This window comes from Plantimonas leprariae (genome assembly GCF_008802405.1).
GTDB lineage: Bacteria > Pseudomonadota > Alphaproteobacteria > Rhizobiales > Rhizobiaceae > Plantimonas > Plantimonas leprariae.
In genome coordinates this window covers 33,724-59,796 of sequence record NZ_VZDO01000013.1, presented here as the reverse complement: position 1 = coordinate 59,796, position 26,073 = coordinate 33,724, and the positions used below count along the sequence as shown (strand labels likewise).

Here is a 26,073-nt window from a genome sequence, read left to right as displayed (position 1 = left end):
CGGCGGCCGCGCCGGCCGTTCACGAAGGCATGCCATGTCCGTTTCGCTTGCCCCTTCCGCCGAACCGGCCGGCGACGGATCGAAGTGGGTGGTGCTTAGCAACACGACGCTCGGCATGCTGGCGGCCGCGATCAACTCGTCGATCCTCCTGATCAGCCTGCCGGCTGTGTTTCGCGGCATCGGGTTGAAGGCGCTCGATCCCGGCAACATCAACTACCTGCTCTGGGCGATCATCGGCTACATGATCGCGACCGCCGTGCTCGTCGTCTCGTTCGGACGCCTCGGCGACCAGTTCGGCCGGGCCCGGATGTACAATCTCGGCTTCGCGATCTTCACCGCCGCCTCGGTCGCGCTCGGCCTCCTGCCGGGCAAGGGCGACTTCGCCGCGACCTATCTGATCGCGGTCCGCATCGTGCAGGGCGTCGGCGGCGCCCTGATCATGGCGAACTCGACGGCGCTTCTCGTCGACGCCTTTCCCGAGCACGAGCGGGGTCTGGCGCTCGGTATCAACGTCGTGGCGGCGATCGGCGGGCAGTTCGTCGGCCTGCTGATCGGCGGCCTGCTCGCCGACACCAACTGGCGACTTGTGTTCTGGATCAACGTGCCCTTCGGCCTTGTCGGCACGGTCTGGGCCTGCCTGAAGCTGCGCGATGCGCCGAGACGGTCGAGCCATCGGATCGACTGGCTGGGCAACCTGACCTTCGGCCTCGGGCTCGTGGCCATTCTCGCCGCGATCACCTACGGCCTGCAGCCCTACGGCGATCAGACCATGGCTTGGGCGAGCCCGAAGGTCCTCTGGCTGTTGGCGCTCGGCTTCGCTTCGCTCGCCGCCTTCCTCGTGGTGGAGCGTCGGACGGAAAAGCCGATGCTCGATCTCGGCCTGTTCCGCATCCCGGGCTTCGCCTACGGCAACCTCGCCAACCTCGCCTCCGGCATCGCCCGGGGCGGGCTGCAGTTCATGCTGATCGTCTGGCTGCAGGGCATCTGGCTGCCGCTGCACGGCTACTCGTTCGAGGAGACGCCGCTCTGGTCGGCGATCTTCATGCTGCCGCTGACCGCCGGCTTCCTGATCGCCGGCCCGGTGGCGGGGCGACTGTCGGACCGGTTCGGGGGCATGCCCTTCGCCGTCGGCGGCATGGCGGCGGGCGCCGCGAGCTTCGTCGCCCTGATGCTGCTGCCGGCCGACTTCTCCTACGGCGGCTTCGCGGCTCTCCTGTTCCTGAACGGCTTCGGCTCGGGCCTCTTCGTCGCGCCGAACTCGACGCAGATCATGAACGCCGTGCCGGCGAGCGAGCGCGGCCAGGCGTCGGGCATGCGCGCCACCACGACGAATGCCGGCCAGGTGCTTTCGATCGGCCTGTTCTTCAGCCTAATGCTGGCCGGATTGGCGGCGACGTTGCCAGAGGCGATGGAGGCTGGGCTCGTCGCCGAAAACGTGCCGGTGGCCGTGGCGCACCGGATCGCGACCCTCCCGCCGGTGGCGAGCCTGTTCGCCGCCTTTCTCGGCTACAATCCGATGGGCGAACTGATCCCGCCGGACGTTCTGGCCGCGCTGCCGCCGGCGAACGCCGCGGCATTGACCGGCAACCGCTTCTTTCCCAGCCTGATGGCGGAGCCATTCAAGCACGGTCTCATCTTCGCCTTCACCGTTTCCGCGCTGCTTTATCTCGTGGCTGCTTTCGCCTCGTGGCGCGGCACGCGGCGACCGCCTTCCGGCATGCCGCCGTCTCGCGACCGGCCGGCTCCCGAGACAACCTGATCGAGAGCGGACTGCCAGCCGAAACCTGGACGGTGACGGCGTTCGTCCAGGCAGCATCCTCTCGACCATGACGCCTCGGCTCGGCGCGACCGGTTTCCACCAAGGGTGGTGCGCGCGTTTCGAGCACCGGCATCGACACTGTTCATCTTCCGACAGAAGCACGCTACACGTCAGCGTGTGAAACAACATCTTCATAGCGGATCCGAACCGGCGCCAAGCACGCGATCCGTGCGCGACGTGCTGACCGGTTCCGGTCTTCGCCTGACCCCGTCGGAAGAAAAGGTGGTGCAGGCGATCCTGGCGGACTATCCCGTCGCGGCGCTCGGTACGGCGACGAGCCTCGCCCGTCGCGCCGGCGTCAGCGACCCGACGGTCGTCCGCCTCGTCGCGAAGCTCGGCTTCGAGGGGTTCGCCGACTTCCAGGCGAGGCTGCTCGCCGAGGTCGAATCGCGCCTCCAGTCGCCGCTGACGATGCTGGCGGCCAAGCGTCGCGAGCTCGGCGGCGAGACCGGCGTGGCGCGCTACCTGCATTCCGTCGGCGCGGCGCTGGAGCGGACCGAAAGTCTCGTACCGCTGCAGCTTTACGACCGCGCCTGCAAACTCCTGCTGGAGGCGAAGGGCGAAGTCCTGGTGCTGGGCGGCCGGTTCAGTCGCAACGTCGCCGGCATGCTCGCCAGCTACCTCGTGCAGTTGCGGCCGCGCGTCGTCGATCTCGGCCGCCTCTCCCCGGACGAGTTCGATCGCCTGATCGATCTCGACCGTCGCGATCTCCTGATCGTCTTCGACTACCGCCGTTACCAGTCCGACGTCGTCGCCTTCGCCCGGCAGGCCAACGCCCGGAAGGTGCCGGTGATCCTCTTCACCGATCCCTGGCGCTCGCCGATCGCGGAGTTCGCGGACGTCGCGCTGATCGCGGAGGGCGAGGCCGGCTCGCCCTTCGACACGCTGGCGCCCGCCGTCGCGCAGATGGAGGCGCTTGTCGCGCACGCGCTCGGCCGGACGCGCGGGCAGGAGCGGCGACGCATGGAAGCGCTGGAGCGGGTGCGCGGCTCGAACGGCGTGACGATCGGCGCCGGGCCGCAGAACGAAGGAGCGGAAACGGGCGATGACGGCTGAGACCATGCGGCGCGACGCGCCTTTCGGCCGGGGCGCGACGGCGCTCCTCCTCGTCGACATGCAGCGGATCTAGCTGGAGCCGGGCCTCGACCCCGACCATGCCGACTGGGGGCCGGACCATTACTTTTACCGCGAAACGCGCGAGCGCGCCGTGCCGAACGCGAAGCGCCTCCTGAATGCCGCCCGCGCGAGCGGCGTCGAGGTGCTGCACACGATCATCCGCAGCCTGACGCAGGACGGCCGCGACCGCTCGCTCGACCACAAGCTGACGCCGATCCACCTGTCTCCCGGTGCGCCGGAAGCGCTGCCGGTCGCGGAACTGGCGCCGCGGGGCGACGAGATCCTGCTGCCGAAGACGTCCTCCGGCGTCTTCAACTCGACCAACATCGACTACCTCTTGAAGAACCTCGGCATCCGCCAGCTGGTGATCGCCGGCATTCTCACCGACCAGTGCGTCGACATGGCGGTGCGCGACGGCGCAGACCGGGGCTACCTCGTGACCTGCGTCGCCGACGCCTGCGCCGCGCCGACGCCCGAGCGCCACGACGGCGCGCTGCGCGCTTTCGGCGGCTATTGCTGGCGGGCTTCCACGGACGAGGTCGAGCGGCGCTTCCTCGAACTCGCCGGGGCGGCTGCATGACCGGCGTTCCGCATCTTCCGACCCTCGTCACCACCGATCTCGCGGCGATCACGCGCGGGCGGCCGTTCCCGGAGGAGCGGCTGCGGTCCGGCGGCACGAGCGGCATCGGCTGGGTGCCGGCCAATCTCTGCCTCACCGCCTTCAACACCATCGCGGATCCGAACCCCTTCGGCTCGGTCGGCGACCTGCGCATCCTGCCGGACCCGTCCGCCCGATTCACCACCGGCGGGACGCTGAAGGAAACGCCTTTCGACCTCGTGATGGGCGACATCGTCACGCTCGACGGCGCGCCCTGGGATTGCTGCCCGCGGCATTTCCTGCGCGAGGCGCTGGCGATGCTCAAGGCGGAAACCGGCCTGTCAATCCTCGCCGCCTTCGAGCACGAGTTCCAACTCGCCGGCGCGGGTCCGGCCGGCCACGCCTTCTCCTTCGAGGCGCTGCGTCAGGCGGACCCGTTCGTGCCGCGCCTCCTCGCCTGCCTGGAGGAAGCCGGCGCCGAGCCTGAACTCGCCTTCGCTGAATACGGCGCGAACCAGTTCGAGGCGACGCTCGCGCCCGCGGACGGGCTCGCCGCGGCGGATCGGGCGGTGGCCCTGCGCGAGATCGTGCGCGAACTTGCCAAGGGTCTCGGCTGGCGCGCCAGCTTCGCGCCGAAGCCCTCGCTGGAAGGCGTCGGCAACGGCGTCCATATCCACCTCAGCCTCGTCGCCGAGGACGGCGCGCCGGCGACCTACGATGCGGCCGGCCCGGGCCGGCTGTCGGCGAGGGCGGGCAGCTTCTTCGCGGGGATCCTTCGCCATATGCAGGCGCTGACCGCTGTGGCCGCGCCGGCCGCGCCGTCCTACTTCCGCCTGAAGCCGCACAACTGGAGCGCCTCCTATACCTGGCTCGGCGACCGCGACCGGGAGGCGAGCCTGCGCATCTGCCCCACCGTCTCAATCGGCGGGCGGGATCCCGCCGCGCAGTTCAACGTCGAGTACCGGGCGGCCGACGCGCTCGCCAATCCCCATCTCGCGCTCGGCGTGCTCGTGCGGGCGGGACTGGAAGGCCTGCGTGCAGGCCTCGCCGCCCCGCCGATCGTTTCCGGCGATCCCGGCACGATGAGCGAGGCGGAGCGTGCGGAGCTGGGCCTTCGCCGCCTGCCCGAAAGCTGCGAGGCGGCGCTCGCCGCGCTGGAAGGCGACGAGGTCGCGCGCGGCTGGTTCCCGCCCGACCTTTTCGCGAGCTTCCTGGCCGTCCGGCGGACGGAACTCGCCGCCGTGACCGGAAGGGAACCGGCGGAGGTCTGCGAGATCTACCGGATGCTCTACTGATGCCCGAGGCCGCATCCGTCGAGGTCGAACCCTCGCCGGTCGAGGTCGCGAACGAAGGCGGCCGAAGCGAGGTCGTGCTCGTTTGCGAGCATGCGGCGAACCGGCTGCCGGCCTCCTACGGCGGACTCGGCCTGCCGCCCGCCGACCTCGCGCGCCACATCGCCTACGACATCGGCGCGGCGGCGCTGACGCGACGACTGTCGACACGCCTCGACGCGCCCGCCTTCTTCGGCACCCTGTCCCGCCTGCTGGTCGACCTCAACCGTCCGTTCGGCGTACCCTCCTCGATGCCGGTCCTGTCGGAGGCGACGGAAATCCCCGGCAACCGCGACCTCTCGGAGGGCGAGCGCGAGCGGCGGAGGCGCATCGTCTTCGAGCCCTTCCACGCGACCCTCGCCGACTTCCTCGACCGGCGGGACGCCGCCGGCCGCCCGACGCGGCTCGTCGCCGTCCACTCGTTCACGCCCGTGTTCCTGGGGAAGGCTCGTCCCTGGCACGCCGGCATCCTGTTCGAGCCGCCCGAGGCCTACGGCCGCGCGGTTCTCCAGGCCCTTCGGGCGGAAGGCGGCCTCGAGGTCGGCGAGAACGAGCCCTACCGGATCGACCGGACGGAGGATTACGCCGTTCCCGTCCACGGCACCGACCGCGGCTATCCTGCCGTGCTGGTCGAGGTGCGCAACGATCTCCTCGGCACGCCCGCCGAGGTCGAGCGCTGGGCCGACCGCCTCGCTCGGGCTCTCACCGCTCCCCTGCCAGCCGACGAGGTGATCCATGTCCATGCCTGAAGTTTCCCCCGACGTCCTCGCCGCGGTGATCGCCGAGATCGACCGGGAGCCGGACTTCGTCACCGGCCTGACCGCCGATCTCGTCCGCATCCCAACGGTGAAGCCGAAGCTTCAGCCCGACCCCGCGATCAATCGCGAGGCCGACCTTCAGGCGCATCTCGCCGGCGTGCTCAAGGCGGAGGGCTTCGCGACGGCGCGCTCCGAGGCCCTGCCCGGCCGTCCGAACCTCTCCGGCGACTGGAGCGGCTCGGAGAACCGCAGCCTGATCCTCATGAAGGGCGAGCTCGCGGCCTGCGTCGCCGCTTCGCGCCATTCGCCGGGCGGGCGTCCGGCTGGAGGGCAGCCTGTCGATCCATGCCGTGGTGGACGAGGAGGCCAGCGGTTTCGGCGCGATGATGTCGCGCGTCTGCCGCAAGGTGGCGGCGAGGACATAGGGCATCTCCGCATCTGCCATGTTCTCGATCTCGAAGTTGGTCAGCTCGCATAGCCGGTCAGCGTGAAATGCACGTCCGGGTCGCCGAGAAGGCGCTCGACGGCGCTCGTGACGTTGCCTGCCGACTGATCCTTGACGTCGCCGACCGCGAGCTCGAACGTGTTGCCGTCAAGCCCGCCAGCCTTGTTCATCTCGTCGATGGCGAGCTGCGCGCCCCGCTGGAATTCCTGCCCGTCGGCGCTGGCCGGCCCCGTGAGCGGTGCGAGCAGCCCGATCTTCACGACCGCCGCGGTCGCGGGGAACGCCATGGCGGCGAGGTTGGAAGTCGTGGCGAGCAGGCTGGTGGCGAAGCGAGGCATGACGATCTCTTCTCCTTCGGGATGGAACGCCGCGCTTCGTCGGCTTATCGACAGGATAGACCTATCGAGCGATATCTGAAAAGATCATTTCACGATCATGCCTGCGGAACCGGCAGCGATCCCGGCAACCGCGGCGAAGGAGTGCCAGGTGAACGGGATCCGGATGCTGGACACGAGCCACGGTTCCCTGGCCGTGCGCGACACGGGACCCGGCGGCTTTCCCGTCCTGATGATCCACGGCAACTCGTCCTCCGGGGCGATCTTCCGCAATCAGATGTCGGGAGCCCTCGGACGGAAGTTCCGTCTCGTCGCCGTCGATCTGCCCGGGCATGGCGATTCCGCGAACGCGCTGGTCCCGGAGCGCAGCTACCGCATGGAAGGCTATGCCGAGGCGATGACCGAGGCTTTGGGCCTCCTCGGGATCGAGCGAGCCGGCGTCTTCGGCTGGTCGCTCGGCGGCCATATCGGGCTGGAGATGATTTCCCGCTACGAGGGCCTCGCCGGCCTGATGATCACCGGGACGCCGCCGGTGAACGGCGGGACGGTCGGCGAAGGCTTCGTTCCGAGCCCGCACATGGCTCTTGCGGGAAAGGAGACCTGCACTCCCGAAGAAATCGAGAGCTATGCCCGCCACACCTGCGGCGAGCCGTTCGAGCCGTTTCTGCGCGACGTCGTCGCCCGCACCGACGGCCGCGCGCGGCGCCTGATGTTCGAAGCCTTTGTCGCGGGAACGGGCGACGATCAAGAGGCGATCGTCGCCCGTTCACGCGTTCCCCTCGCCGTCGTCAACGGAGCGGACGAGCCCTTCGTGAACCTCGCCCATGTGAGGCGTCTCCCCTACGCCAACCTTTGGGAGGGGCGGTCGATCGAGATTGCCGGGTCCGGTCACGCGCCGTTCTGGGATGCGCCATCCGCCTTCGATCCGATCTTCGAGCGGTTCTTCTCGGGATTGGCGCCGGAACGAGAAGGCGAAGGGAAGTCGGCCGCAGCCTGAGCGGCGCGCGCCTGCCGCGCTGTCCGGCGCTATCCGCCCGACAACATGCGCGCGCCCGCTTCGGCCAGTTCAGCGACGGCAGCGATCGGCGTCGCACGCGGTCATATCAGAACTTCACGGCCCGCCACCCGCAGGCAGGCGTCCAGGGCCAGTACCTCCGCAGGGGCCGCGCGCGAGCCGTTCGTCTTCCGGTTGCCGGCCAACAGCTTCCCGCGCGTTGCGGTCACCAGCAGCAGAAGCCGCCGTCGACAAGGAGGTCGACGCCGGTCACGAAGGAAGCGGCATCCGAAAGCAGGAAGATCGCCGGGCCGACCATCTCGTCGACGGTTCCCATCCGCCCCATCGGCGTCTGCTCCTCGAACAGCTTCGTCTGGTGCACCATCTCGGGCCGGGTGTTCATCGGCGTCGCGGTATAGCCCGGGCTGATCGTGTTGACGCGGATGCCGCGGCCGACCCACTCCATCGCCATCGACTTCGACATGTGGATGACGCCCGCCTTGGAGGCGTTGTAATGGCATTGCGACAGGCCACGGTTGACGATCGCGCCGGACATCGAGGCGATGTTGACGATCGAGCCGCGCCCATGCCGCAGCATCGCGCGCGCCTCGGCCTGGGCCGACAGGAAGACGCCCTTCAGGTTGACGTCCAGCATGGTCTGGAACTGGCTTTCCTCCATTTCCTCCGCCGGATTGGCGTTGGCGATGCCCGCCGCGTTGACGGCGAAGTGGAGGGCCCCGAGTTCGTTTTCCGTCCGCTCGACGGCGTCGGCCAGCGCTTCGGCGCTGGTGACGTCGGCGGCGATCGGGATGCTTCGCCGTCCGAGGGCCGCGATGGCGGCGGCCGTCTTCGCCAACCCGTCGTCCGAACGGCGGTCGAGAAGGGCGACGTCGGCGCCGGCCTCGCCGAGCCCCACCGCGATGCGCTGGCCGATGCCGCTGCCGGCGCCGGTCACGAGCGCGACGCTGCCGGAAAGATCGAAGAGTTTCATGGTGCTTCCGTTCCGCGAAGGGTCGATCAGGTGGTTGCGCGTTCCATGATGGCGACGTGTGTCGCGTCCCCGCGCGCGAGGATGCCGCGGTTCCGCCCGCGCGACAGCACCATCACGCGGTGCGACAGGCCGATCACCTCGTCGAGGTCCGACGAGACGACGATCACGGCCATGCCGGATTTCGCGAGGCTGGCGATCGCTTCGTAGATCTGGGCCCTGGCGCCGACGTCGACGCCGCGCGTCGGCTCGTCCATGATGAAGAGCTTCGGGTCGCGGGCCAGCCACTTGGCGATCACCACCTTCTGCTGGTTGCCGCCCGACAGGCGCCCGGCAAGCTGCTCCGGCCGGCCCTTGACGCCCATGGAGGCGATCGCTTTCTCCGCGAAGGCCCGCTTGTCTTTCGGACGGATCCACGAACCTCGGCCGATCAGGTCGAAGTTGCCGACGGCGATGTTGTTCTCGATCGTCTGCTTCAAGAGCAGCCCCTGCGCCTTCCGGTCCTCGGGAACGAGAACGATGCCGGCGTTCATCGCGTCCTGCGGCTGCGTCAGTTTCAACGGACGGCCGTCGAGGCTCACCTCGCCGGACGACAGGGCATCCACCCCGGCGATGATCCGCGCGGCCGGCGGCAAGGCGGCAAGCTTCGTCGCCGACGTGACCGACAAGGCGCAGGTCGCAGCCCTCTACGAGGCGACCGAACGTGAATTCGGCGCGGTCGACGTCTCGATCCAGAACGCCGGCGTCATCACCATCGCCAAGGTCGAGGATCTGACGGCCGAGGAGTGGCGCAAGGTGCTCGAAGTCAACACGACAGGCGTGTTCCTGTGCTGCCAGGAGGCGATCCGGCGAATGCGCGGACACGGACGCGGCGGTCGCCTGATCAACACGGCGTCCGGCCAGGCTCGCCAGGGGTTCATCTTCACGCCGCACTACGCGGCCTCGAAGTTCGGCGTCGTCGGCATCACGCAGAGCCTCGCCAAGGAGGTCGCCAAGGAGGGCATCACGGTCAACGCCTTCTGTCCCGGCATCATCGAGACCGACATGTGGGCCTACAACGACGAGGCTTGGGGCAAGCTGCTCGGCGACTACAAGCCGGGCGAGCTGATGGCCGAATGGGTACGGAACATCCCGATGGCCCGCGCCGGAAGCGGCGAGGACGTGGCCGGGCTCGTCACGTTCCTAGCGTCCGACGACGCCGCCTACATCACCGGCCAGACGATCAACGTCGATGGCGGCTTGATCATGTCGTGAGCCGCGACGAGGACGACGGATGCGCTGGCGTCCGTCGTCGGTTGCCGCTCGACATTCCATCGGAAGGTCCGCCTCCGGACGACCGACTGTCCGTCGCTGAGCGTTCGCGTTCAGACGTCGAGATGAGCCCGCCGATCGTCCGATACGGGCGCAGATCGGACCTGCAGGCCAAGCCTCCTCAACGAGCGACGTATCGTTCGGCCAATCGATCTGCGGCCGGGCTAACCATCCACGCCGCTGAAAATCACGTCCGAAGCGGTGGCCCGACTGTTTCAGGCAGGGTGCAGTTGCAAACTCCAGTCCAGGCCTTCATCGCCTTGACAAGGGCGAGCATGGCCTCGACGCGCGGGATCGCGGCGCGGCTATCCTCGTTCGACAGGTGGTTCGGACCGTCACCAGAGGGCACGTCGCCGAGCACGGCGGTGAGGCCCCCGTATCGAGTAGCTGCGCTCCGTCATCGATCGCGTTGAAGTCGACGACCCGCCGCCCGCATCGTCGGCGACACCGCAGTTCTCGAACAGGTTATCGCCGAGCAGGCCAACGCCGCAACGGGCGACCCGGCAGGCGCCCTCTATATTCGCCAATCTGGATCGAAATGGCGCGCCGGTCAGAACAAAACTGCGAACACGTATACTATTGAGATTATTCGCTAATTTCCAACGCTCCACATGTGGGTTGCGTTCGCCAATCCTGTCTACGTGCTTGAGCGGTGGCCACGTTCTCGGTCTATATCGGTCGAAGCAGTTTCACAGCGGTATGGGCCATTCACGCCAGCAGCGTTGATATGTACGTCACTGTGGCGTACATTGTGTCTGGTGTAGGTCCGACAGGAGGCTCCCGTGCGAGCATTCCACGATGAAACGCAGGACATTGCCGAGCGCAGCACGGAGCGGATGAACTTTCGCACCAAGCCGCGCATCAAGGAGACGATCCAGCGCGCGGCAGCTCTGTCGGGCGTTGACGACTCGGTCTTCACGATGAGCGCAGCGTATCGCTCCGCCTTGGAAACAATCGCTGCTCACGAACGCACCGTGTTGCAGTCAGTGGACCATGCCGCCTTTTTCGAGGCCATCGACAATCCACCGGAGCCGACCGACAAGCTACGTGCAGCCTTCGCGCGTCATCGCGAGGCAGTTCAGTCCAAGTGAGTCCACCGAACGTTATCGAGCCGCTCGATCCAGACAAGCATGATCGGGCGGCTTTCGCGTGCGGCGTCGCCCAGGTCGACAACTTCTTTCGCAACACTGCGAACAAGCTCACCAAGGCGGACAATCTCCGCACCTGGGTGATGACCGATCCGGATGGTATGGTCGTCGGCTTCTATGCGATGAACGCCCACGCCGTCGACTACGCGGATCTGCCAAAGAAGTTCGCTCGCAGCCGCCCCGGCCACGGCAACATTCCTGCCGCCTACATCTCGATGATCGGGGTGTCAAACGGCGTTGGATCGGGACCCCTGTGGAGGACCGAAGTGCCGGGGAAGAAGCGGTCGGCATAGCGCTGGTGGACTAGGAGGAACCCGACCTCGTCGCGGACGCCTGCGCTGCCGCCGAGCATGGCGCGCTCCGCTTGCCGCAGCGCCGCCCGCGACAGAAAGGTGAGGCCGAAGGAAGACAAGCGTCCGCCTAGGTCCTATGAACACCGTATTCCAATGAAGGTCGCCGCCAATCTCGCGCCTGCCCGATCGCCTTCACCCCAGTGTCACCCCGTTCCAGTGGTTTCCAAGGCAATCTCATTGAGAGGTCGTCCCGAATCAAGCGGCGCGTTGCTTCGTGTTCTATTTGAGGCGTCCGGTTTGCAACAGTCAGATATGCCGCGCCTCTTCAGTCATGGCTACTCGTCCAGCCGGCTTGGGGGAGCAGAGCGACCCTCGTCGCGCCGTCGGATGATGAGGGCGGCAGCGGCGGCCTGAAGGAGCGCTTCCTGCATCGGCCGGTGACCGCCGCCGGTCGACGCACGTAAAGCCGCCCTGCATTGCGACTTGCCAAATGGCATAGAAAGAATATATTGCGGCCACAAGGGAACTTAATATGACCGTTGCTGTTCTGCTCGACACCCAGCCTCGTGACTTTGTGCCCGAGCCAATTAGTGCCGACGAGGCTGCGGCGATGTTCCGCGCCGGGGTCAACCTGTTTAGGCGCTGGGAGCTGACCGACGATCAGGCGGCAATGCTGCTCGACCTGCCGATCCGCACCTATGCCCGCTGGAAGGCGGGCGAGCAGGGCCGCATCGATCGGGACACCCGGGCTCGACTGTCCAACATCATGGGTATCCACAAGGCGCTCCGGATCATCTTCACTGAGGCTGAGCGCGGCTTTCGCTGGATAAGGGCAGCCAACGACAGCTTCGGCGGTCGATCGGCGCTCGACGTTATGCTGGGCGGCGAACTGACCGATCTCATGCGCGTGCGGCGCCTGCTCGACGCTGAGCGCGGCGGCTGGTGATCGACCGTGCAGCGATCCCCGCTACGCCGGTTGCATGGACTGGAGCTCGGCGGATTATCCGCAGCCTCTATCCGCCGATCGATTTGTTCGAGGACATCGCCGCCCCCGAAGATTGGCCACTGCTTATCTCGGCCGAGCAAAAAACGAACCCGCGACTGATGGAGACGATCGGCAACCTCGACCTCGTTCCAGCTGCGCGCCGCGTGGGCGGAGCCGGCGCGAGTTATCTGATGGCACCGTTCACGCACGTCAGCCCCGACCGTCCAAGCCGCTTCACCAACGGCGGCTACGGCGTGCTCTACGCGGCGGACCGCTTGGAGACAGCGCTCGCCGAGACCATTCACCACCACGAGCGCTTCATGGCCCGCACGGCCGAGCCGGAGGGCTGGACATCGCAGTTCCGTGAGATCGTCCTCGACGTGAATTTGTGGGCGCACGATCTGCGCGGCGATCCGGCTCGCTTCGGCGAGGCGCTCACGCCGGACAGTTACGTTGAAAGCCAAGCCGTGGCAGCTGACCTACACGCGGCTGGTTCGGACGGCATCGCCTATCCAAGTTGCCGACAGCCGGACGGCGAATGCGTAGCGCTCTTCTACCCCGACTTGGCGGCGAACCCCGTTCAGGGGCGGCACCTCGACTATCATTGGAACGGCGCGCGGGTCGATCTCTACCGCGAGCCGGGTAGCGGCGCCGTGTACCGCATCAAGGTTATAGCATGAGAGATGCGCTCCGCCTCGTGCTGCGAGAGAGCGCGCTGAAGCACGCTCCGGAACGCCGTGTTGCGCGTCCAAATGGTTGCAGTGTGGTTGCAGTAGCAGCTCGGTACGCTCCCCTTGAGAGACGCCAACTTGCTAAGCCCATGTTTTCACTTGGGGAAGTTGGCGCGCCGGTCAGAACAAAACTGCGAACACGTATGCCATTGAGATTGCCCGCTAATTACGGACGCTCTACCCGCTGGTTGTGCTCGCAAATCGTGTTCATGTGTTCAAGCGGTGGTCGCGTTCTCCGCAGTTATTGGCCGACGCAGTTTCACAGCGACATGGGTCACTCATTCCCACAACGTTGATATGTACGTCACTGTGGCGTACATTGCGTTTGGTGCAGATCCGACAGGAGGCTCTATTGCGAGCGTTCCATGATGAAACGCAGGACATTGCCGAGCGCAGCACGGAGCGGATGAACTTTCGCACCAAGCCGCGCATCAAGGAGACGATCCAGCGCGCGGCAGCTCTGTCGGGCGTCGACGATTCGGTCTTCACGATGAGCGCAGCGTATCGCTCCGCCTTGGAAACGATCGCTGTCCACGAGCGCACCGTGTTGCAGACGGTGGACCATGCAGCCTTTTTCGAGGCCATCGACAATCCGCCGGAGCCGACCGACAGGCTGCGTGCAGCCTTCGCGCGTCATCGCGAGACAGTTCAGTCCAAGTGAGTCCGCCAAACGTTATCGAACTGCTCGATCCAGACAAGCATGATCGTGCGGCTTTCGCGTGCGGCGTTGCCCAGGTCGACAACTTCTTTCGCAACACTGCGAACAAGCTCACCAAGGCGGACAATCTCCGCACCTGGGTGATGACCGATCCGGATGGTATGGTCATCGGTTTCTATGCGATGAACGCCCACGCCGTGGACTATACGGATCTACCGAAGAAGTTCGCCCGCACCCGTCCTGGCCACGGCAGCATTCCTGCCGCCTATATCTCGATGATTGGGGTGCACAAAAATCTGCAGGGCAAAGGGTACGGCGGCGACCTGCTTGCAGATTGTTTGAAACGCATCACGCGGGCGGCTGACCAGATTGGGATCGCGGTCGTCATGCTCGACGTGCTCGACTGCGGTGATCCCGCCTCGGTAGCACGCCGCCAGCGTGCCTACGCGAGCTACGGCTTCGAGCCTTTGCCCTCAGATCCCCTACGCATGTTTCTGCCGTTGGCTACGGTCCGCAACCTGCTTGCTCAGGACACTTGAACTGCAACATCTTCCGAGTGAGCGGACCACCGCGTAGGGTGCGGTCGTACATCCACCGTGTAGATCGCACGCCCGGGCAAGAGTTTTCGCCCCAGTGATCGTCAATCCGGCGCAACCAGAAAATTATCAATCGCCAGCATCGCCGCGCCCAACTGCGCTCGTAGACTCACCAATTGGTCGACGATGATAAGATCATGCTGTGTCAGCAACAGGAAGACGCGATATACACGATCGGAATGACGCGCCAGCGCAACGAGATGTTCTCCACTTGGACCGTGCGTGCCGGCGAACCAGTTCTTGACAGTCCGGTCGCTGGCTTCAGTCCATGTCATTACGGTCTTCACCGCGTGCGGCTCAGACGCGAAATGTTCGTGCAAAGCTTCAGCGACCAAGCTCGCCAACCGTGCCGACCCACCATCGCCAGTTTCGCCGGGTGGAAACAAACTTCCCTTTTTTGGAAATCTCTTTCCCTTCTTCGTTCGCATCGTTGTGCGCTCCGCATGGTAGTAGCCCGATGCGGAAGACGTAAAGTTTGGGAGCCGAACCTTCTCGGACCTCAAGCAAAGACGCACCGACCTTCGCTGCCGCAGGCGACGGCCGATCGGAACACGTGTCGTGTTGGACGGAAGCGGTAGATCGGATGAAGAACGATCGCGACCTGATTTGGTGCGTGCGGCTGAGTACGTGCGCATGTCGACCGAGCATCAGCGGTACTCGACCGAGAACCAGGCGGATGTCATCCGGATCTATGCGGAGACCCGCGGCTTCACAGTCGTGCGCACCTATGCCGACGCTGGAAAGAGCGGCCTTCGCATCGATGGCCGCGAGGCGCTGAAAGCGCTGATCAGCGACGTCCAAAGCGGGACAGCCGACTTCGAGGCGATCCTTGTCTACGACGTCAGCCGTTGGGGACGCTTCCAGGACGCCGACGAGAGCGCCTTCTACGAGCACACCTGCAAGCGCGCCGGCATCTCCGTTCACTACTGCGCCGAAGAGTTCGACAACGACGGCAGTCCCGTTTCCACGATCATCAAAAGCGTCAAACGCGCTATGGCCGGCGAGTACAGCCGTGAGCTGTCAGCGAAGGTGTTCAAGGGCCAGTGCCGCCTGATCGAACTCGGCTTCCGACAAGGCGGCGCCCCAGGCTTCGGGCTCCGCCGCCTGCTTCTTGATGGGGCCGGCAACAGCAAGGGTGAGCTGGCGCGGGGTGAGCAGAAGAGCCTCCAAACCGACCGCGTGGTGCTGACGCTCGGCCCAGATCACGAGATCGAAACCGTGCGGCGCATCTATCGCGCCTTCGTGGTCGACGGGCGCTCGGAGACCGAGATCGCCGCCACGCTGAACATGGAAGGATGCCGCACCGACTTCGACCGTCCGTGGACGCGCGGCACCGTCCACCAAGTGCTGATCAACGAGAAGTACGCCGGTGACAACGTTTGGAACCGCACGTCCTTCAAGTTGAAGAAGCAACACGTCCGCAATAGTCCGGAAACCTGGGTACGGGCCAACGATGCGTTTCCCGCCATCGTCGAGCGCGCGATGGCCGAAGCAGCCCAGACGATCATTTCCGCTCGGTCCTTCCGGTTGTCGGATGACGAGATGCTGGTCGCATTGCGGACTCTCCTACAGCAGGAAGGTGCGCTTTCCGGGATTGTCATCGACGAAGCCGACGGTTTGCCGTCGAGCAGCGCCTATCGCTCGCGTTTCGGTAGCCTGCTGCGCGCCTACAAGCTCGTCGGTTACACGCCGCGCCGCGACTACGCCTATGTCGAAGTCAACCGCGCCCTGCGCGCGATGCACCCGGAAGTGGTCAGCGAAGTGCTGGCTGGTCTGCGAGCAACCGGCTGTCACGTAATCCAAGATCCTGACACCGAGCTCGTATCCATCAACGGCGAGTTCACGGTCTCGGTCGTCATTGCGCGCTGTCGAAAGACCGCCGCGGGTTCGCTGCGCTGGCAACTTCGTTTCGATACCGGTTTGCTTGCTGACATCACCGTCGCTGTTCGAATGGACTCGGCCAACCGAGTGCCGCTCGACTACTACCTCCTGCCGGCGATCGATCTCGCGTCTTCCAAACTGCGGCTTGCCGAGGAAAACGGCTTCGCGCTCGATGCTTATCGCTTCGAAACACTCGACCTTCTTTACGACATCGCAGAGCCCATTCACGTTGCGGAGGCTGCATGATGACAAAGAGGCAAGGTCACCGGATCGCGATGATTCCGATCGCGCGCATCACCGTCCTGAACACCCGGGCGCGCAACAAGCGCCAGCACAAGGAGATCGTCGACAACATCGAGGCGATTGGACTGAAGCGCCCGATCAAGGTCAGTCGCTACATCGAGGACGGCGTCGAGCGCTATGGTTTGATCTGCGGCGAGGGACGGCTGGATGCACTGCGCATGTTGGGGGAAACGGAGGCACCAGCCTTCGTCGTCAATTCATCGGAAACCGAATGTCTGGTGATGAGCCTCGTCGAGAACATTGCACGGCGCCAACATCGACCGATCGATCTGATGGGGGAGATCGGGAGCCTCCACAAGCGGGGCTACACCGACGTCGAGATCGGCCGCAAGATCGGCGTTTCGGCGAGTTGGGTCAACATGATCACCGTGTTGCTCGATCGTGGCGAGGAAAAGCTGGTGGCGGCCGTCGAAACCGGCCTCATCCCGGTGAGCTTTGCGATCGATATCGCGCGGGCTGAGTCATCGGAAGCGCAGGACATCCTGACGGAGGCCTGTGCCGCCGGTAAGATCAAGGGCAAGAAGGTCGGCATTCTCCGACGTCTGCTCGATCGTCGGATGCGAACGACGGCTGTACGCGACAACCGACTCGGAGGGAAACGGGGCAAGTCGCGCCGCCTGACGATCACCGACCTCATGCAGATCTACCAACGCGAAGCTGATAAGCAGCGCCTCATCGCCAAGAAGTCCGACTTCACGCACGCTAAGCTCCTGTTCCTCGTCGAGGCGCTGAAGGACGTTCTGTCGGACGAAGGTTTCGTCACGCTGCTGCGAGCCGAGCACCTGGAGACGATGCCGCGGGCTTTGGCCAAACGCATCGCGGGAGAAGCAGCATGAGCCGTGATAATAACGGAGACGAGCCAGACAGCGATGACGACAGTGGTGTTCGGCTCGGGTTCGAACGCGAAACGATCATCGTTCCTCTCGATAACTTGGTGCCGTTGCGGACCTTCCGTGTGGGCATGAAGGAAAGCCGCAAGTATGCACAGATCCTCGCCTCCGTGAGGCTGATCGGCCTCGTCGAACCGCCAGCGGTCTCCCCCGATCCTGGTCGTCCTGGTACATACTTCCTGCTCGATGGCCACGTTCGCATCGAAGCACTGAAAGATCTCGGTCAGACGGAAGTCGAGTGCCTCGTATCGACCGACGACGAGGCCTACACCTACAACAAGCGGATCAATCGCCTCGCGGCCGTCCAGGAACACAACATGATCGCGCTCGCGGTCGAGCGCGGCGTGCCGGACGAAGTGATAGCCGAAGCGCTGGACATTGAGGTCGGATCCGTTCGTCGCAAGTTCCGCATGCTGAACGGCATCTGCGCGTCTGCCATCGAGCTGTTGAAGGATTCGGTCTGTCCCGGTGCAGTGTTCGACCAACTCCGGCGAATGGTGCCGGCCCGTCAGATCGAGGCGGCCGAACTGATGATCGGGCAGAACAACTTCAGTGTGGTGTTCGCGAAGGCGCTTTTGGTTGCAACACCGGAACGGCAACTTGTCCAGCTTCGCAAGCCAAAGCTGGGCGGCACATCCGCAGTCGCTGTCGGGCAAATTGCGCGGATGGAGCGGGAACTGGCCAGCCTGCAAATGCAGGTGAAGTCGGTCGAGGAAACCTACAGCGTCGACAACCTGCACCTGACCGTCGCCAAAGGCTACGTCGCGAAGCTACTCAGCAACGCTCGGATCGTTCGGTGGCTGAGCACTCATCGCCAGGAGTACTTGGGCGAGCTTCAGTCCATTGCGGAGATCAGCTCGCTCGCGATCCTGCCGATCGCGGCGGAGTAAGTGATGCGCATGAAGGGGACCCGGACCCGATAAGCGCGGGGACCGCGGGAGACGCCGCACGCTGGGGCGGATCGATCGCGGCGGTGGGGATGGCGGCGACCCCGTCCGGAGCCCACAAGGTCGGTTGAGGTTTCGCCGACCGCGCGGATTAGCGAGTGCGCTATCCGTGAGCTACCAAGGACGTGCCGGTCGAGCGCTCAAAGCGATCCCGGCACGTCCAGCTTACCCCCTTGCATTAATGTAACGGTTCGCAGTTTTGTACTAGAGTGGTGTGATTTTAGCGCGCCGGTCAGAACAAAACTGGGAGCACGTATGTCATTGCAATGGAAAGATAATTGCGAAGGCCTGAGACGCTGATTTGCCGGCTTTCCCGCTATCATTCGGCGATCGAAGGCATTCTGGATTTCCCATTTTGAATTAGGCCGAGGCTCATCCGCCGCCGCTAGCGGAAGCTTCAACCCCGGACGACGCGAGCAATTTGATGAGATGCTGGGGCGGTGGCCCATAACTGACGACAGCGATGTCGAGGTCACGGTCGCCCATGATCCGCACGGCGCGCATCAGTGCGCCATCGATCCATTCATCATCGTTGCCAAAGGCTCCGCCGCCAAGCCGGGTGAGCAGTACGCGGCTGGAAGTCCCATGATCGGCATTCAGCAGTCCAGCGAGTAATGTCGCCTCGTAGGCAGCCTCGAGCACCAGGCGCGCGAACGGCGCCCAGTCGGCTTTCCGCTGGCGCGAGTAGGCAACCGGCAGGGCGGAGCAGAAGATCTGGCTGACAAGTTGTCCCGCGTCTGGATCGTCCGTCACGCCGACATCGCTATGCAGGCCGAACCGTAGCAGACCGCGCAGGTCGTCCCAGGCGTCCGCATCCGCTGCGTCGAGGTAGGTCGCGATGGCGGCCAAGCCGTCGCTGGAGGCGAGCGCGTAGCCGTTGCGCATCGTCCACAACGCCTCCGGCCGAGTGCCGAGACGCCGCGCCAATTCCGCACCGAGATCAGCCAGCCCGTCGAGCTGCCGATCCGCCGTCTGCCCGATCCCGCCAGCCACCGGGACGAGATAGTTGCGGTAGATCGTGGCCGCACCGGCCGCCATCGCGCAGGCCGGTCCCTGCGTTCGATCGTACTGGTAGCCGGCGATCCCATCCTCAGGCGTAACGTCCGGTCCGACCATCTCCAGCATGTTGAACTGCGAGGCGACTTGGAACAGCGCCCCACGGTTTTCCAGCTGCCGGTGCATGGCGCGGACGTCGCCCTCCGCGATTGATAACCGCGACCGTCCGGACCGCTTTGTGCCGGCAGCCTGCGTTCGCAACTCCGCGAGCGAGGGAAGCGTCAGCTCTCCGACCGCAAAGCGGCGATCCGCGCCCCGGCATTGGAGCCGACCGTCGACAACGCTCAGTCGACTTTGCGTTTCCGCGTATGACGTCTCCCGAAACCCGGTCAGCCGTTCGAACCAGTCCATCTCGCCTCGCCAAGACCGTCTTCGCTTCGCCGGGCGCGGCCGCCGCGCCGCGGCGTTTGAGCTCCCACTTAGCCATCGATGGTACGACGGCGACCGCGGCGCAACCGTGGCGAGCGGGAAACGGTCTCAGTTTCTACGTGTGCGTTGTCAATTCACACAGGGAAGTCGCGAGCAGGCTCTTTGACGATGCGGCGCAGTTCCTCGGGGATTGGCGCTGAGCATCCATGCCACAGACGCACTCACATACTAGGATGTCCGCCCCAGAAGAAATCCATCTTGACATTGTCATGATTCATATACTTCCATGCTGACATGGAGTTCGCACCATGAGCGATGGCCCCCATAGAAGTCTTCCGCTACGTCCTCATTGGAGGACGCTGGCGCGCCGCGCTGCAAAAGCAGCCCACTCGCCAGCCGAGGTCAGTGAGGCGCTTCCGGTCGCCCTGAAGCGCGACATCCTCGGCGCCCCCATCAAAGCGATCCGCGCGATTATGGGCTCAGACACGCTTTTTCCCTCGCTACGCGTCGAACAGCTGGAAGCATTGCGTGGGAAGCACCCTGGTTCGGCGCCCGCAAACCTGGCCATCGATTGCGCCGTGGCCACGGTCGCAAGCGGCGTAACGGGCGACGCTGGCACGCACATGGCACTCAGCGCGGCGTTCGCTGACACCATGCACAGCGCTCTGCGCAGCATCGAAGAGCATTATCAGCGCGAGGCGAGTCCGCGCAGCAGCAGCTATGTCCGTCAGCGCCTCGATGCAGCGCGCCACGACGTTAATTGCGGCGCCCTTGCCCGCGAGGTGCTGACCGGCGGGACCCCACCGAGGCGGAACACCGTCAGCCTTCCAGCACGCAGCGGCGTCGACGAGGGGCCGCCGCTATGAAGGCACGTGCTTACAGTCCAAGGGTTATTGAACACCTCATCGATGTCGTCGAGGCCGGCGGGCGGGCGCGCAAAGGGCGCACGGTATTCGACTTGGGCCGCGATCTGAAATTCTCGACCGCCGCGCTGGAGTCCTACGCTTTCGCGCGATGGAAGCCACTCATCTACGACGCGATGATGCTCGCTGCGGCGATCGAGTATGCTGACCGCGTGACGAAGCGACCCGCGCTCGGGTGGACGCGCATCCTCAGTCTCCGCCTGCCCGTTCATGCACCGCAAAGATGGGCAGCGCCTGACGTCGCCCACAGCCTCCACGACGCCCTACGATTCCTGACCGGCGACGAGTGGACGATCGATTTCGTCCAGCGCCGCAGCGATGCGCTGTCTCCGACCCAGGAGTTCCTGCAACTGCCTGTGAAGACCCAGGCGGTCATCGCGTACAGCGAGGGCATGGATTCTCTCGCGGTCGCCGGACTGGTGGCGGCGGCTCTGGGCGAGCAGCTGGTGCGTGTCAGGGTCGGTCCGAAGGCGGCTGGCCTGCCGGGCAGGAGGGAGCGCGAGCCGTTCGCGACTGTTCCCTACACCGTCTCGGCGCGGGGTGAGGCGAGCGCCCGAAGCCGCGGGTTCAAGTTCGCTTTAATCAGCGGCCTTGCTGCGTATCTAACTGAAGCCGGCGAGATCGTCGTTCCGGAAAGCGGTCAGGGCGCCTTCGGACCGGCGCTGGTTACGGCTGCGCACGCCTATCCCGACTACCGCAATCACCCGCTCTTCACGCGGCGCATGGAGAAGTTTCTGTGTGCCTTATTCGGACGGCCCTTCAAATTCACATTTCCCGTCTGTGGCACACCAAAGGCGAGACGCTGCGTGCCTATTTGGCACTTCCCGGCAGCGAGACCTGGAGTGGTACGAAGTCATGCTGGCGCGGCGCGCGATGGAGCGCGCTGAACGGCAAGCTGATGCAGTGTGGCATATGCGCGGCCTGCCTGCTTCGCCGGATGAGCGTTCACGCGGCTGGCTTGGAGGAGCCAGACGGCGCGTATATCTGCGACGACCTCACCGCAAGCACCATCGAGGCCGCGGTGAGTAAGGAATTCCGGCGGATGAGCCGCGCGTTCCGAGAGTATGCGATCGCCGGCACGCTGCATCTTGATCACCTCGCCGATATGGCTGCCCCCTGCAATCGCGGCGGCGTCGAGCGGCATGCGACCGTAACTGCGCCTTCCCTCAATATGGCGCCCGGCGAAGTCGCGGCTCGGCTCGGGGGCGTTCTCGAACGGCATGCCTCGGAGTGGAGCGCATTCATTCAACAAAGAGGGACGCGTTCCTTCATGCGGCAATGGACGCGGGCAGATCGATGAGCGGCATCACTGATCGCCTGAGCGACTCGGAGATCGGCGAGCGGCTTCGTCTTGCGCGCGAGGCATCGAAGCTCACCCAGGCGCAGGCCGCCGACGTCATCGGAGCCGCGCGCACGACGATCGTTGCGGTCGAGCAGGGCAAACGGCGCGTTCAGACGGATGAGTTGCAGAAGCTGGCGACGGCCTACCGTACGTCGGCCAACGCGATCTTGCGGCGGGAGGCGATCCACCTCGACATGGTGCCGCGATTCCGCAAGCTGGAAGACAGTAAGGACGACGATGTGGAACGCGCGACGCGTCTCCTCAACACGCTTGTGCGCGCCGAAGTCGAACTGGAAAACGCGCTTGGCGTCTCGCGCGCAAGGAATTATCCGCCGGAGCGTCCCTTGCTGCCGGGCGATGTCCGGTCGCAGGCTGAGCAGGACGCTGACGAGCTGCGCGGCTGGCTCGGACTCGGCTCCGGTCCGGTTACCGATATCGTGTCCCTGCTGGACTTGCAGCTGGGCATCCGGGTCTACATCCGGCCGCTCGAAGGCAAGGTATCGGGCCTGTTTGCTTATGATGAGTCCGTTGGGGCGTGCATTCTCCTGAACGCCAATCATCCTCGCGAGAGGATCACCCAGACCGGTATCCACGAGCTTGCGCACGTAGTCTCGACCCGAAGACAGCCTGAGGTGTTGACGGAGGACGAACGGTTCGCATCGCGTGAGGAGCGCTACGCAAACGTCTTCCAGCGTGCCTTCATCACGCCCGGCCGGGCGGTGCGCCAGCGCTTTGCAGAAATCACCGCCGGCCAGTCCCATCTGACGCGTCGCCACATCATCCTGCTCGCGCATGTTTTCGGTGTTTCCCGCGAGGCCATGGTGCGCCGGCTGGAGGAGCTGAAGCTGACTCGTGAAGGAACCTGGGACTGGTTTCAAGAGCACGGCGGAATTACTGACGCGCAGGTGCGCGAAGTGCTCGGCGAATTGACGGGCCGGCCTGACAACTCGGTCTTCGCCAGAGGACACGTGCCGCCGCGCCTCGCCCTGCTTGCCCGTGAAGCCTGGAAAAAGGAGCTCTACAGCGAAGGACAACTGGCGAGGCTGCTGGACCTCGATCGGCATAGCATCAGGGCGCTGCTGGACGGGACGGAACGTGAAGAAAGCGAGGCTGATGAACGGATCAAGATTCTTCGCTAGTTCCCCGTCTCTTCTGATTGCCGATGCCAGCATAATCATCAATCTGAACGCCTCAGAGCGCGCGGCCGATATCGTGAAGGCGCTCCCCCATCGCTTCGCGGTGACGGGAAACGCTGTTGTCGAACTCGAAGCCGGAGAGGGCAACGGCCATGACGACGCCCGGCAACTCCAGAGGCTGATCCGGGCCGGACTTGTGGAACGCGTCGAAATCGGCGCTGCCGGAGCGCCCATTTACGAAACGCTGATCGACGGCTCGGCCCGATCGACCCTCGATGACGGCGAAGCGGCGACGATCGCCTGTGCGGTGGAACAGGGTGGATTTGCACTGCTCGATGAGCGTAAGGCCCGCAGCCTCTGCGCCGCCTCGTTCGCCGCCTTGCCAATGGCCTGCACAGCCGAACTCCTGATGCACCCAGCTGTTGCAGACATCCTCGGTCCCGAACACATCACTGCCGTCGTCCGCGCCCTGCAGATCGGCCGCATGCGTGTCCCGTCGGAGTTCCTGGCCGCGGTCACCAGACTTCTTGGACCGGATCACACGGCGGCCTGCAGCAGTTTGCCGAAGGCCGTCCGGCAGACTGCATAGAAGCCGCATTCCGGCGCACGCTCAGGGTGGCTGTCAAGAGATCTTCTGCATATCGGCGCGGGGTCTCCACGCGGATCGGCGTGACAAGCCGTTGAAAGTCTCTACTAAGATTAGCGTCAACACCCGCCGCTGAACGACATCCATGACGATCGAGGCGTTGCTGGTGTCCTGCGTGGTCCGCACGATCGCGAAGAGGCGGCGCTGACCAGAACCGCGGTCGATGAGGTCGCCGACGAAGACGAGATGCCAATCCCAGGGTGGCGACCATGCCGGAGTGCTTACGGTCGCCGAGCTTGGCGAGCAAAGTTTCCAATTCGGCGGCCCGACCGTGCACGTCTCCGACGACGTCGTCGTTCATTCAGCAGCGAGGCGGAAGTAGGTTCCCGCCGACTTCTCGTCCGGCGTCTCCTCGACGGTCATGGCACCCGGCTCTTCGTAGTCGCTGATGACGACTTGGCTGCCCATCGCATCCGCCGCGAGCCGAGAGAGCTTCTTCTTGCGATCTGTGATGAAGCCTTCGAAGTCGTCGGATCGCAGCAGGGACGGCTCGATCATGTGCGTTCGCAGGATGGCGTCGAGCGTTTCCGAACCAATTTTCTCCTGCTCTTCGATCCGCTTAAGGTAGACCGAAGGGGCGTCGCCGCGCGCGATATACCGGTTCGTGTTGGCGGAAAGCGGCGTCAGATTGAGAATGCAGTCGAAGTCATCCTTCGGTTTGCCGTTCTTGCCGCACCAGGATTGCGGGAAGACGTGATGAAGATCGATCGCGTCCTGCCAGATCGTGGCGGTGTCGAACGGTTTGCCTGTGACGAAGTCCTGGCATCCAAAAGCCATCAGGAGGGCGTGAAAGCCCTTATAGGCCGCGGAACGCCGCGTCCTCAGCGAATGCAGCCTTTCCGGATTGAAGGCCAGCATCGACAACATCGACGGTAGCGGATCGCCTTCTGCGAGCCATGCGACGAGCTGCGGTACGTCTCGCGCGATCTTCGTTTCGGTCGCGCTTCCATAGTGCTCGCAGATGACGCCGGTCCAATACCAGTGCGACAAGTTCTTCCGCCGCTCCGCGTTGTCCAGCTTGTTGCCGAGGATCGCGAAAACGCACGCGAGCGCGACGCTCTGGGGCGGGTAGGGAAGCTCGCGGGCGAGCACGATGCCCTGGGAAGTCAGGAATTTAGAAGTCTCGATGAAGCCATGCTCTATCGACGGAGCGTGTCTTTCGTAAGCCGCCAACGGCAATGAAAGCATGGCTTCCCGCCGGCAGGTGACCTGCGGCCGTTGATTCTCCGGCACTCCGCCGCTCGCCAACCGCTTTTCGCGCGTCTCCAGAAGGGTGCAGGCTTGCAGAAAATCCGTGCTGGCGATCTTTCCCGACACGTTGTCGAACTTGGTCCCAGCTTCGATCCTGCCCTTTCGACCGGTCGATGCCTTCGATCCGCTCCAGTCCTCGCGAAGGTCGAAGCCGGCGCGCTCCCCGGCGAAGACGGCCGTCAACAGTTCGAACGCGTCGAGTTTGACACCTCCGACGTTGACCTTCTCGAAGACGGTACAGACGGCTTCCCGACTGTTCTCCTTGGTCAGCCCGATGATCGGCATCTCGTAGGAGGTGATGACGTTGAGCGCGCCGAGCTCAAAATTCATGACGTTGTCGGTAACGTCTTCACGATCCTCCCAGTGTTTGCGGTAGGCCCACAACCACTTCGTTTTTTCCGGCCGGAACGCGAGGCGCAGCGGGAACATATGACTCTCGTATTCCTGCGGCGCGGAGGATAGGTCGAGGTCGATGTTCTGTCCGAAATTCACGGTTCGGATTCTGTTCTCCGGAACGGCGACGATCCAGTCCTCGACGTTCTGGTTCTCGCTACTGATCCGTGAAAGGTCGAGGTAGTAATAGCGTCCGGCCACCTTGTTCGGCGCGATCTTGACCAAGGAAGCCGTACTCGAACAAAGGACCTTGTAAAGCGAGGTGACCCTCTGCTGTCCGTCGAGCAGGAAATTGTCCGGAGTTGTTTCGGCTTTCAGTTCGATGCCTTCGAGCGGACGAGCCTTGAAGTTGATGTCGCCCCCGGTTTCAAGCGTGAGGAGCGCTCCCACAGGAAACCCCCTCAAGACGCTCGCGATGAGCGATATGACGGCGTCCTCGTCCCAGACGTAGCTCCGCTGAAAATCCGGGAGCTGAAGCTTACCCCTCTCGGCCTGCTCCAAGAGCTTCGGCAACTGGATCTTCGTGCTGTCGAACATCGGTTCTCCTGTTAAGGTCAGATTTCCATTCCGCATCAGGCGTCGCTCTCGCCTGCATCAGGGCGCTCGCCACCTTGTCGAGGCGGACGGCGTCGAGCACTCGCGTCGACCCACATGTCAAGCGACCTTGCCGTCAACTAGCCGCGCTCCGAATGCGAGCGTCCGCGTGACCTTCCCACGCACGAGGGCTGTCAGCTATTTGCGAGTTGAACGATACCACAGCCGCTTGAAACTGGACAACTTTAAGGAGAGATTTGCTCTTGGCTTGCGATGAGGCCGGCCTGGGAGCTATC

27 protein-coding genes and 1 pseudogene are annotated in these 26,073 nt (G+C 64.6%); 22 read left to right on the top strand and 6 right to left on the bottom strand.

The window, feature by feature from the left end; all coding sequences use genetic code 11:
• The first annotated feature begins 34 nt into the window (after positions 1-34).
• The 6 genes from F6X38_RS15695 (at position 35) to F6X38_RS23935 (ending at position 6,100) form a co-directional block, all read left to right on the top strand.
• The gene (locus F6X38_RS15695; RefSeq protein ID WP_150971222.1) at positions 35-1,759 is read left to right on the top strand and encodes an MFS transporter; all 1,725 of its coding nucleotides are present in this window, start codon (positions 35-37) and stop codon (positions 1,757-1,759) included.
• Positions 1,760-1,987: 228 nt separating this feature from the next.
• A complete protein-coding gene (locus tag F6X38_RS15690) occupies positions 1,988-2,875 on the top strand; it encodes a MurR/RpiR family transcriptional regulator (RefSeq protein ID WP_246191378.1) in 888 nt (295 codons plus the stop codon).
• 73 nt (positions 2,876-2,948) lie between these two features.
• The gene (locus F6X38_RS15685; RefSeq protein ID WP_343033239.1) at positions 2,949-3,515 is read left to right on the top strand and encodes a cysteine hydrolase family protein; all 567 of its coding nucleotides are present in this window, start codon (positions 2,949-2,951) and stop codon (positions 3,513-3,515) included.
• The gene (locus F6X38_RS15680) at positions 3,512-4,828 is read left to right on the top strand and encodes a type I glutamate--ammonia ligase (protein ID WP_150971218.1); all 1,317 of its coding nucleotides are present in this window, start codon (positions 3,512-3,514) and stop codon (positions 4,826-4,828) included. The genes F6X38_RS15685 and F6X38_RS15680 overlap by 4 nt, the downstream gene beginning before the upstream one ends.
• Positions 4,828-5,613 (top strand): N-formylglutamate amidohydrolase, encoded by a 786-nt coding sequence (locus tag F6X38_RS15675; protein WP_150971216.1) that lies wholly within the window; start codon positions 4,828-4,830, stop codon positions 5,611-5,613. The genes F6X38_RS15680 and F6X38_RS15675 overlap by 1 nt, the downstream gene beginning before the upstream one ends.
• Complete coding sequence (locus tag F6X38_RS23935; RefSeq protein ID WP_246191377.1) at positions 5,600-6,100, top strand: hypothetical protein; 501 nt, start codon at positions 5,600-5,602, stop codon at positions 6,098-6,100. The genes F6X38_RS15675 and F6X38_RS23935 overlap by 14 nt, the downstream gene beginning before the upstream one ends.
• Here the strand turns inward: F6X38_RS23935 and F6X38_RS15670 are convergent.
• Complete coding sequence (locus F6X38_RS15670; protein WP_246191376.1) at positions 6,088-6,405, bottom strand: ABC transporter substrate-binding protein; 318 nt, start codon at positions 6,403-6,405, stop codon at positions 6,088-6,090. The two genes, F6X38_RS23935 and F6X38_RS15670, sit on opposite strands and share 13 nt — an antisense overlap.
• 148 nt (positions 6,406-6,553) lie before the next feature.
• Here F6X38_RS15670 and F6X38_RS15665 point away from each other — a divergent pair, with 148 nt between their 5' ends.
• Complete coding sequence (locus F6X38_RS15665; RefSeq protein ID WP_343033237.1) at positions 6,554-7,399, top strand: alpha/beta fold hydrolase; 846 nt, start codon at positions 6,554-6,556, stop codon at positions 7,397-7,399.
• 223 nt (positions 7,400-7,622) lie between these two features.
• Here the strand turns inward: F6X38_RS15665 and F6X38_RS15660 are convergent, their stop codons facing one another.
• A complete protein-coding gene (locus F6X38_RS15660; protein ID WP_150971212.1) occupies positions 7,623-8,387 on the bottom strand; it encodes an SDR family oxidoreductase in 765 nt (254 codons plus the stop codon).
• A gap of 26 nt (positions 8,388-8,413) precedes the next feature.
• Positions 8,414-8,965 carry an ATP-binding cassette domain-containing protein gene (locus tag F6X38_RS15655; protein WP_246191384.1) on the bottom strand — a complete coding sequence of 184 codons (552 nt, stop codon included), beginning with the start codon at positions 8,963-8,965 and terminating at the stop codon, positions 8,414-8,416.
• A gap of 34 nt (positions 8,966-8,999) precedes the next feature.
• Here F6X38_RS15655 and F6X38_RS15650 point away from each other — a divergent pair.
• The 7 genes and pseudogenes from F6X38_RS15650 to F6X38_RS15615 all read left to right on the top strand — a co-directional run.
• Positions 9,000-9,638, top strand: a pseudogene (locus F6X38_RS15650) (SDR family oxidoreductase); the annotation flags it as partial.
• A gap of 839 nt (positions 9,639-10,477) precedes the next feature.
• Positions 10,478-10,786: a type II toxin-antitoxin system TacA family antitoxin gene (locus F6X38_RS15645; protein WP_161992780.1), complete on the top strand. Its 309-nt coding sequence runs from the start codon at positions 10,478-10,480 to the stop codon at positions 10,784-10,786.
• Entirely contained in the window at positions 10,783-11,136 is a 354-nt protein-coding gene (locus F6X38_RS15640; RefSeq protein WP_246191375.1) for a hypothetical protein, read from the top strand. The genes F6X38_RS15645 and F6X38_RS15640 overlap by 4 nt, the downstream gene beginning before the upstream one ends.
• Before the next feature lie 532 nt (positions 11,137-11,668).
• Positions 11,669-12,082 carry an MbcA/ParS/Xre antitoxin family protein gene (locus F6X38_RS15630; protein ID WP_150971205.1) on the top strand — a complete coding sequence of 138 codons (414 nt, stop codon included), beginning with the start codon at positions 11,669-11,671 and terminating at the stop codon, positions 12,080-12,082.
• Positions 12,079-12,801, top strand: coding sequence for an RES family NAD+ phosphorylase (locus F6X38_RS15625; RefSeq protein WP_150971203.1), 723 nt, complete (start codon positions 12,079-12,081; stop codon positions 12,799-12,801). The genes F6X38_RS15630 and F6X38_RS15625 overlap by 4 nt, the downstream gene beginning before the upstream one ends.
• A 403-nt stretch (positions 12,802-13,204) precedes the next feature.
• The gene (locus F6X38_RS15620; protein ID WP_161992779.1) at positions 13,205-13,513 is read left to right on the top strand and encodes a type II toxin-antitoxin system TacA family antitoxin; all 309 of its coding nucleotides are present in this window, start codon (positions 13,205-13,207) and stop codon (positions 13,511-13,513) included.
• Positions 13,510-14,049 (top strand): GNAT family N-acetyltransferase, encoded by a 540-nt coding sequence (locus F6X38_RS15615; RefSeq protein WP_150971201.1) that lies wholly within the window; start codon positions 13,510-13,512, stop codon positions 14,047-14,049. Before F6X38_RS15620 ends, F6X38_RS15615 begins: the two co-directional genes overlap by 4 nt.
• 101 nt (positions 14,050-14,150) lie before the next feature.
• Here F6X38_RS15615 and F6X38_RS15610 read toward each other — a convergent pair whose 3' ends face one another.
• Complete coding sequence (locus F6X38_RS15610; RefSeq protein ID WP_150971199.1) at positions 14,151-14,534, bottom strand: hypothetical protein; 384 nt, start codon at positions 14,532-14,534, stop codon at positions 14,151-14,153.
• Between the two features lie 130 nt (positions 14,535-14,664).
• Here F6X38_RS15610 and F6X38_RS15605 point away from each other — a divergent pair, with 130 nt between their 5' ends.
• Genes F6X38_RS15605 through F6X38_RS15595 form a run of 3 tightly spaced genes read left to right on the top strand, consistent with a single transcriptional unit; the run spans position 14,665 to position 18,070 of the window.
• A complete protein-coding gene (locus F6X38_RS15605) occupies positions 14,665-16,233 on the top strand; it encodes a recombinase family protein (protein ID WP_425482869.1) in 1,569 nt (522 codons plus the stop codon).
• Positions 16,233-17,126: a ParB/RepB/Spo0J family partition protein gene (locus tag F6X38_RS15600; protein WP_150971194.1), complete on the top strand. Its 894-nt coding sequence runs from the start codon at positions 16,233-16,235 to the stop codon at positions 17,124-17,126. Before F6X38_RS15605 ends, F6X38_RS15600 begins: the two co-directional genes overlap by 1 nt.
• Positions 17,123-18,070, top strand: a complete 948-nt coding sequence (locus F6X38_RS15595; RefSeq protein WP_150971193.1) for a plasmid partitioning protein RepB C-terminal domain-containing protein — start codon at positions 17,123-17,125, stop codon at positions 18,068-18,070. Before F6X38_RS15600 ends, F6X38_RS15595 begins: the two co-directional genes overlap by 4 nt.
• Positions 18,071-18,499: 429 nt before the next feature.
• Here the strand turns inward: F6X38_RS15595 and F6X38_RS15590 are convergent, their stop codons facing one another.
• Positions 18,500-19,534, bottom strand: coding sequence for a hypothetical protein (locus F6X38_RS15590; protein ID WP_150971191.1), 1,035 nt, complete (start codon positions 19,532-19,534; stop codon positions 18,500-18,502).
• Positions 19,535-19,860: 326 nt separating this feature from the next.
• Here F6X38_RS15590 and F6X38_RS15585 point away from each other — a divergent pair, with 326 nt between their 5' ends.
• Genes F6X38_RS15585 through F6X38_RS15570 form a run of 5 tightly spaced genes read left to right on the top strand, consistent with a single transcriptional unit; the run spans position 19,861 to position 23,542 of the window.
• Positions 19,861-20,418, top strand: a complete 558-nt coding sequence (locus F6X38_RS15585) for a hypothetical protein (RefSeq protein ID WP_150971189.1) — start codon at positions 19,861-19,863, stop codon at positions 20,416-20,418.
• On the top strand, positions 20,415-21,362 hold the full coding sequence (locus tag F6X38_RS15580; protein WP_202617993.1) for a hypothetical protein: 948 nt from the start codon (positions 20,415-20,417) through the stop codon (positions 21,360-21,362). The genes F6X38_RS15585 and F6X38_RS15580 overlap by 4 nt, the downstream gene beginning before the upstream one ends.
• Positions 21,363-21,412: 50 nt before the next feature.
• Positions 21,413-21,775 carry a hypothetical protein gene (locus tag F6X38_RS23710; RefSeq protein ID WP_202617992.1) on the top strand — a complete coding sequence of 121 codons (363 nt, stop codon included), beginning with the start codon at positions 21,413-21,415 and terminating at the stop codon, positions 21,773-21,775.
• On the top strand, positions 21,772-22,956 hold the full coding sequence (locus F6X38_RS15575) for an XRE family transcriptional regulator (RefSeq protein ID WP_202617991.1): 1,185 nt from the start codon (positions 21,772-21,774) through the stop codon (positions 22,954-22,956). Before F6X38_RS23710 ends, F6X38_RS15575 begins: the two co-directional genes overlap by 4 nt.
• Positions 22,931-23,542: a PIN domain-containing protein gene (locus F6X38_RS15570; protein ID WP_150971185.1), complete on the top strand. Its 612-nt coding sequence runs from the start codon at positions 22,931-22,933 to the stop codon at positions 23,540-23,542. The genes F6X38_RS15575 and F6X38_RS15570 overlap by 26 nt, the downstream gene beginning before the upstream one ends.
• 354 nt (positions 23,543-23,896) lie before the next feature.
• Here F6X38_RS15570 and F6X38_RS15565 read toward each other — a convergent pair whose 3' ends face one another.
• Positions 23,897-25,780 (bottom strand): GmrSD restriction endonuclease domain-containing protein, encoded by a 1,884-nt coding sequence (locus tag F6X38_RS15565; protein WP_161992778.1) that lies wholly within the window; start codon positions 25,778-25,780, stop codon positions 23,897-23,899.
• Between the last annotated feature and the right edge of the window lie 293 nt (positions 25,781-26,073).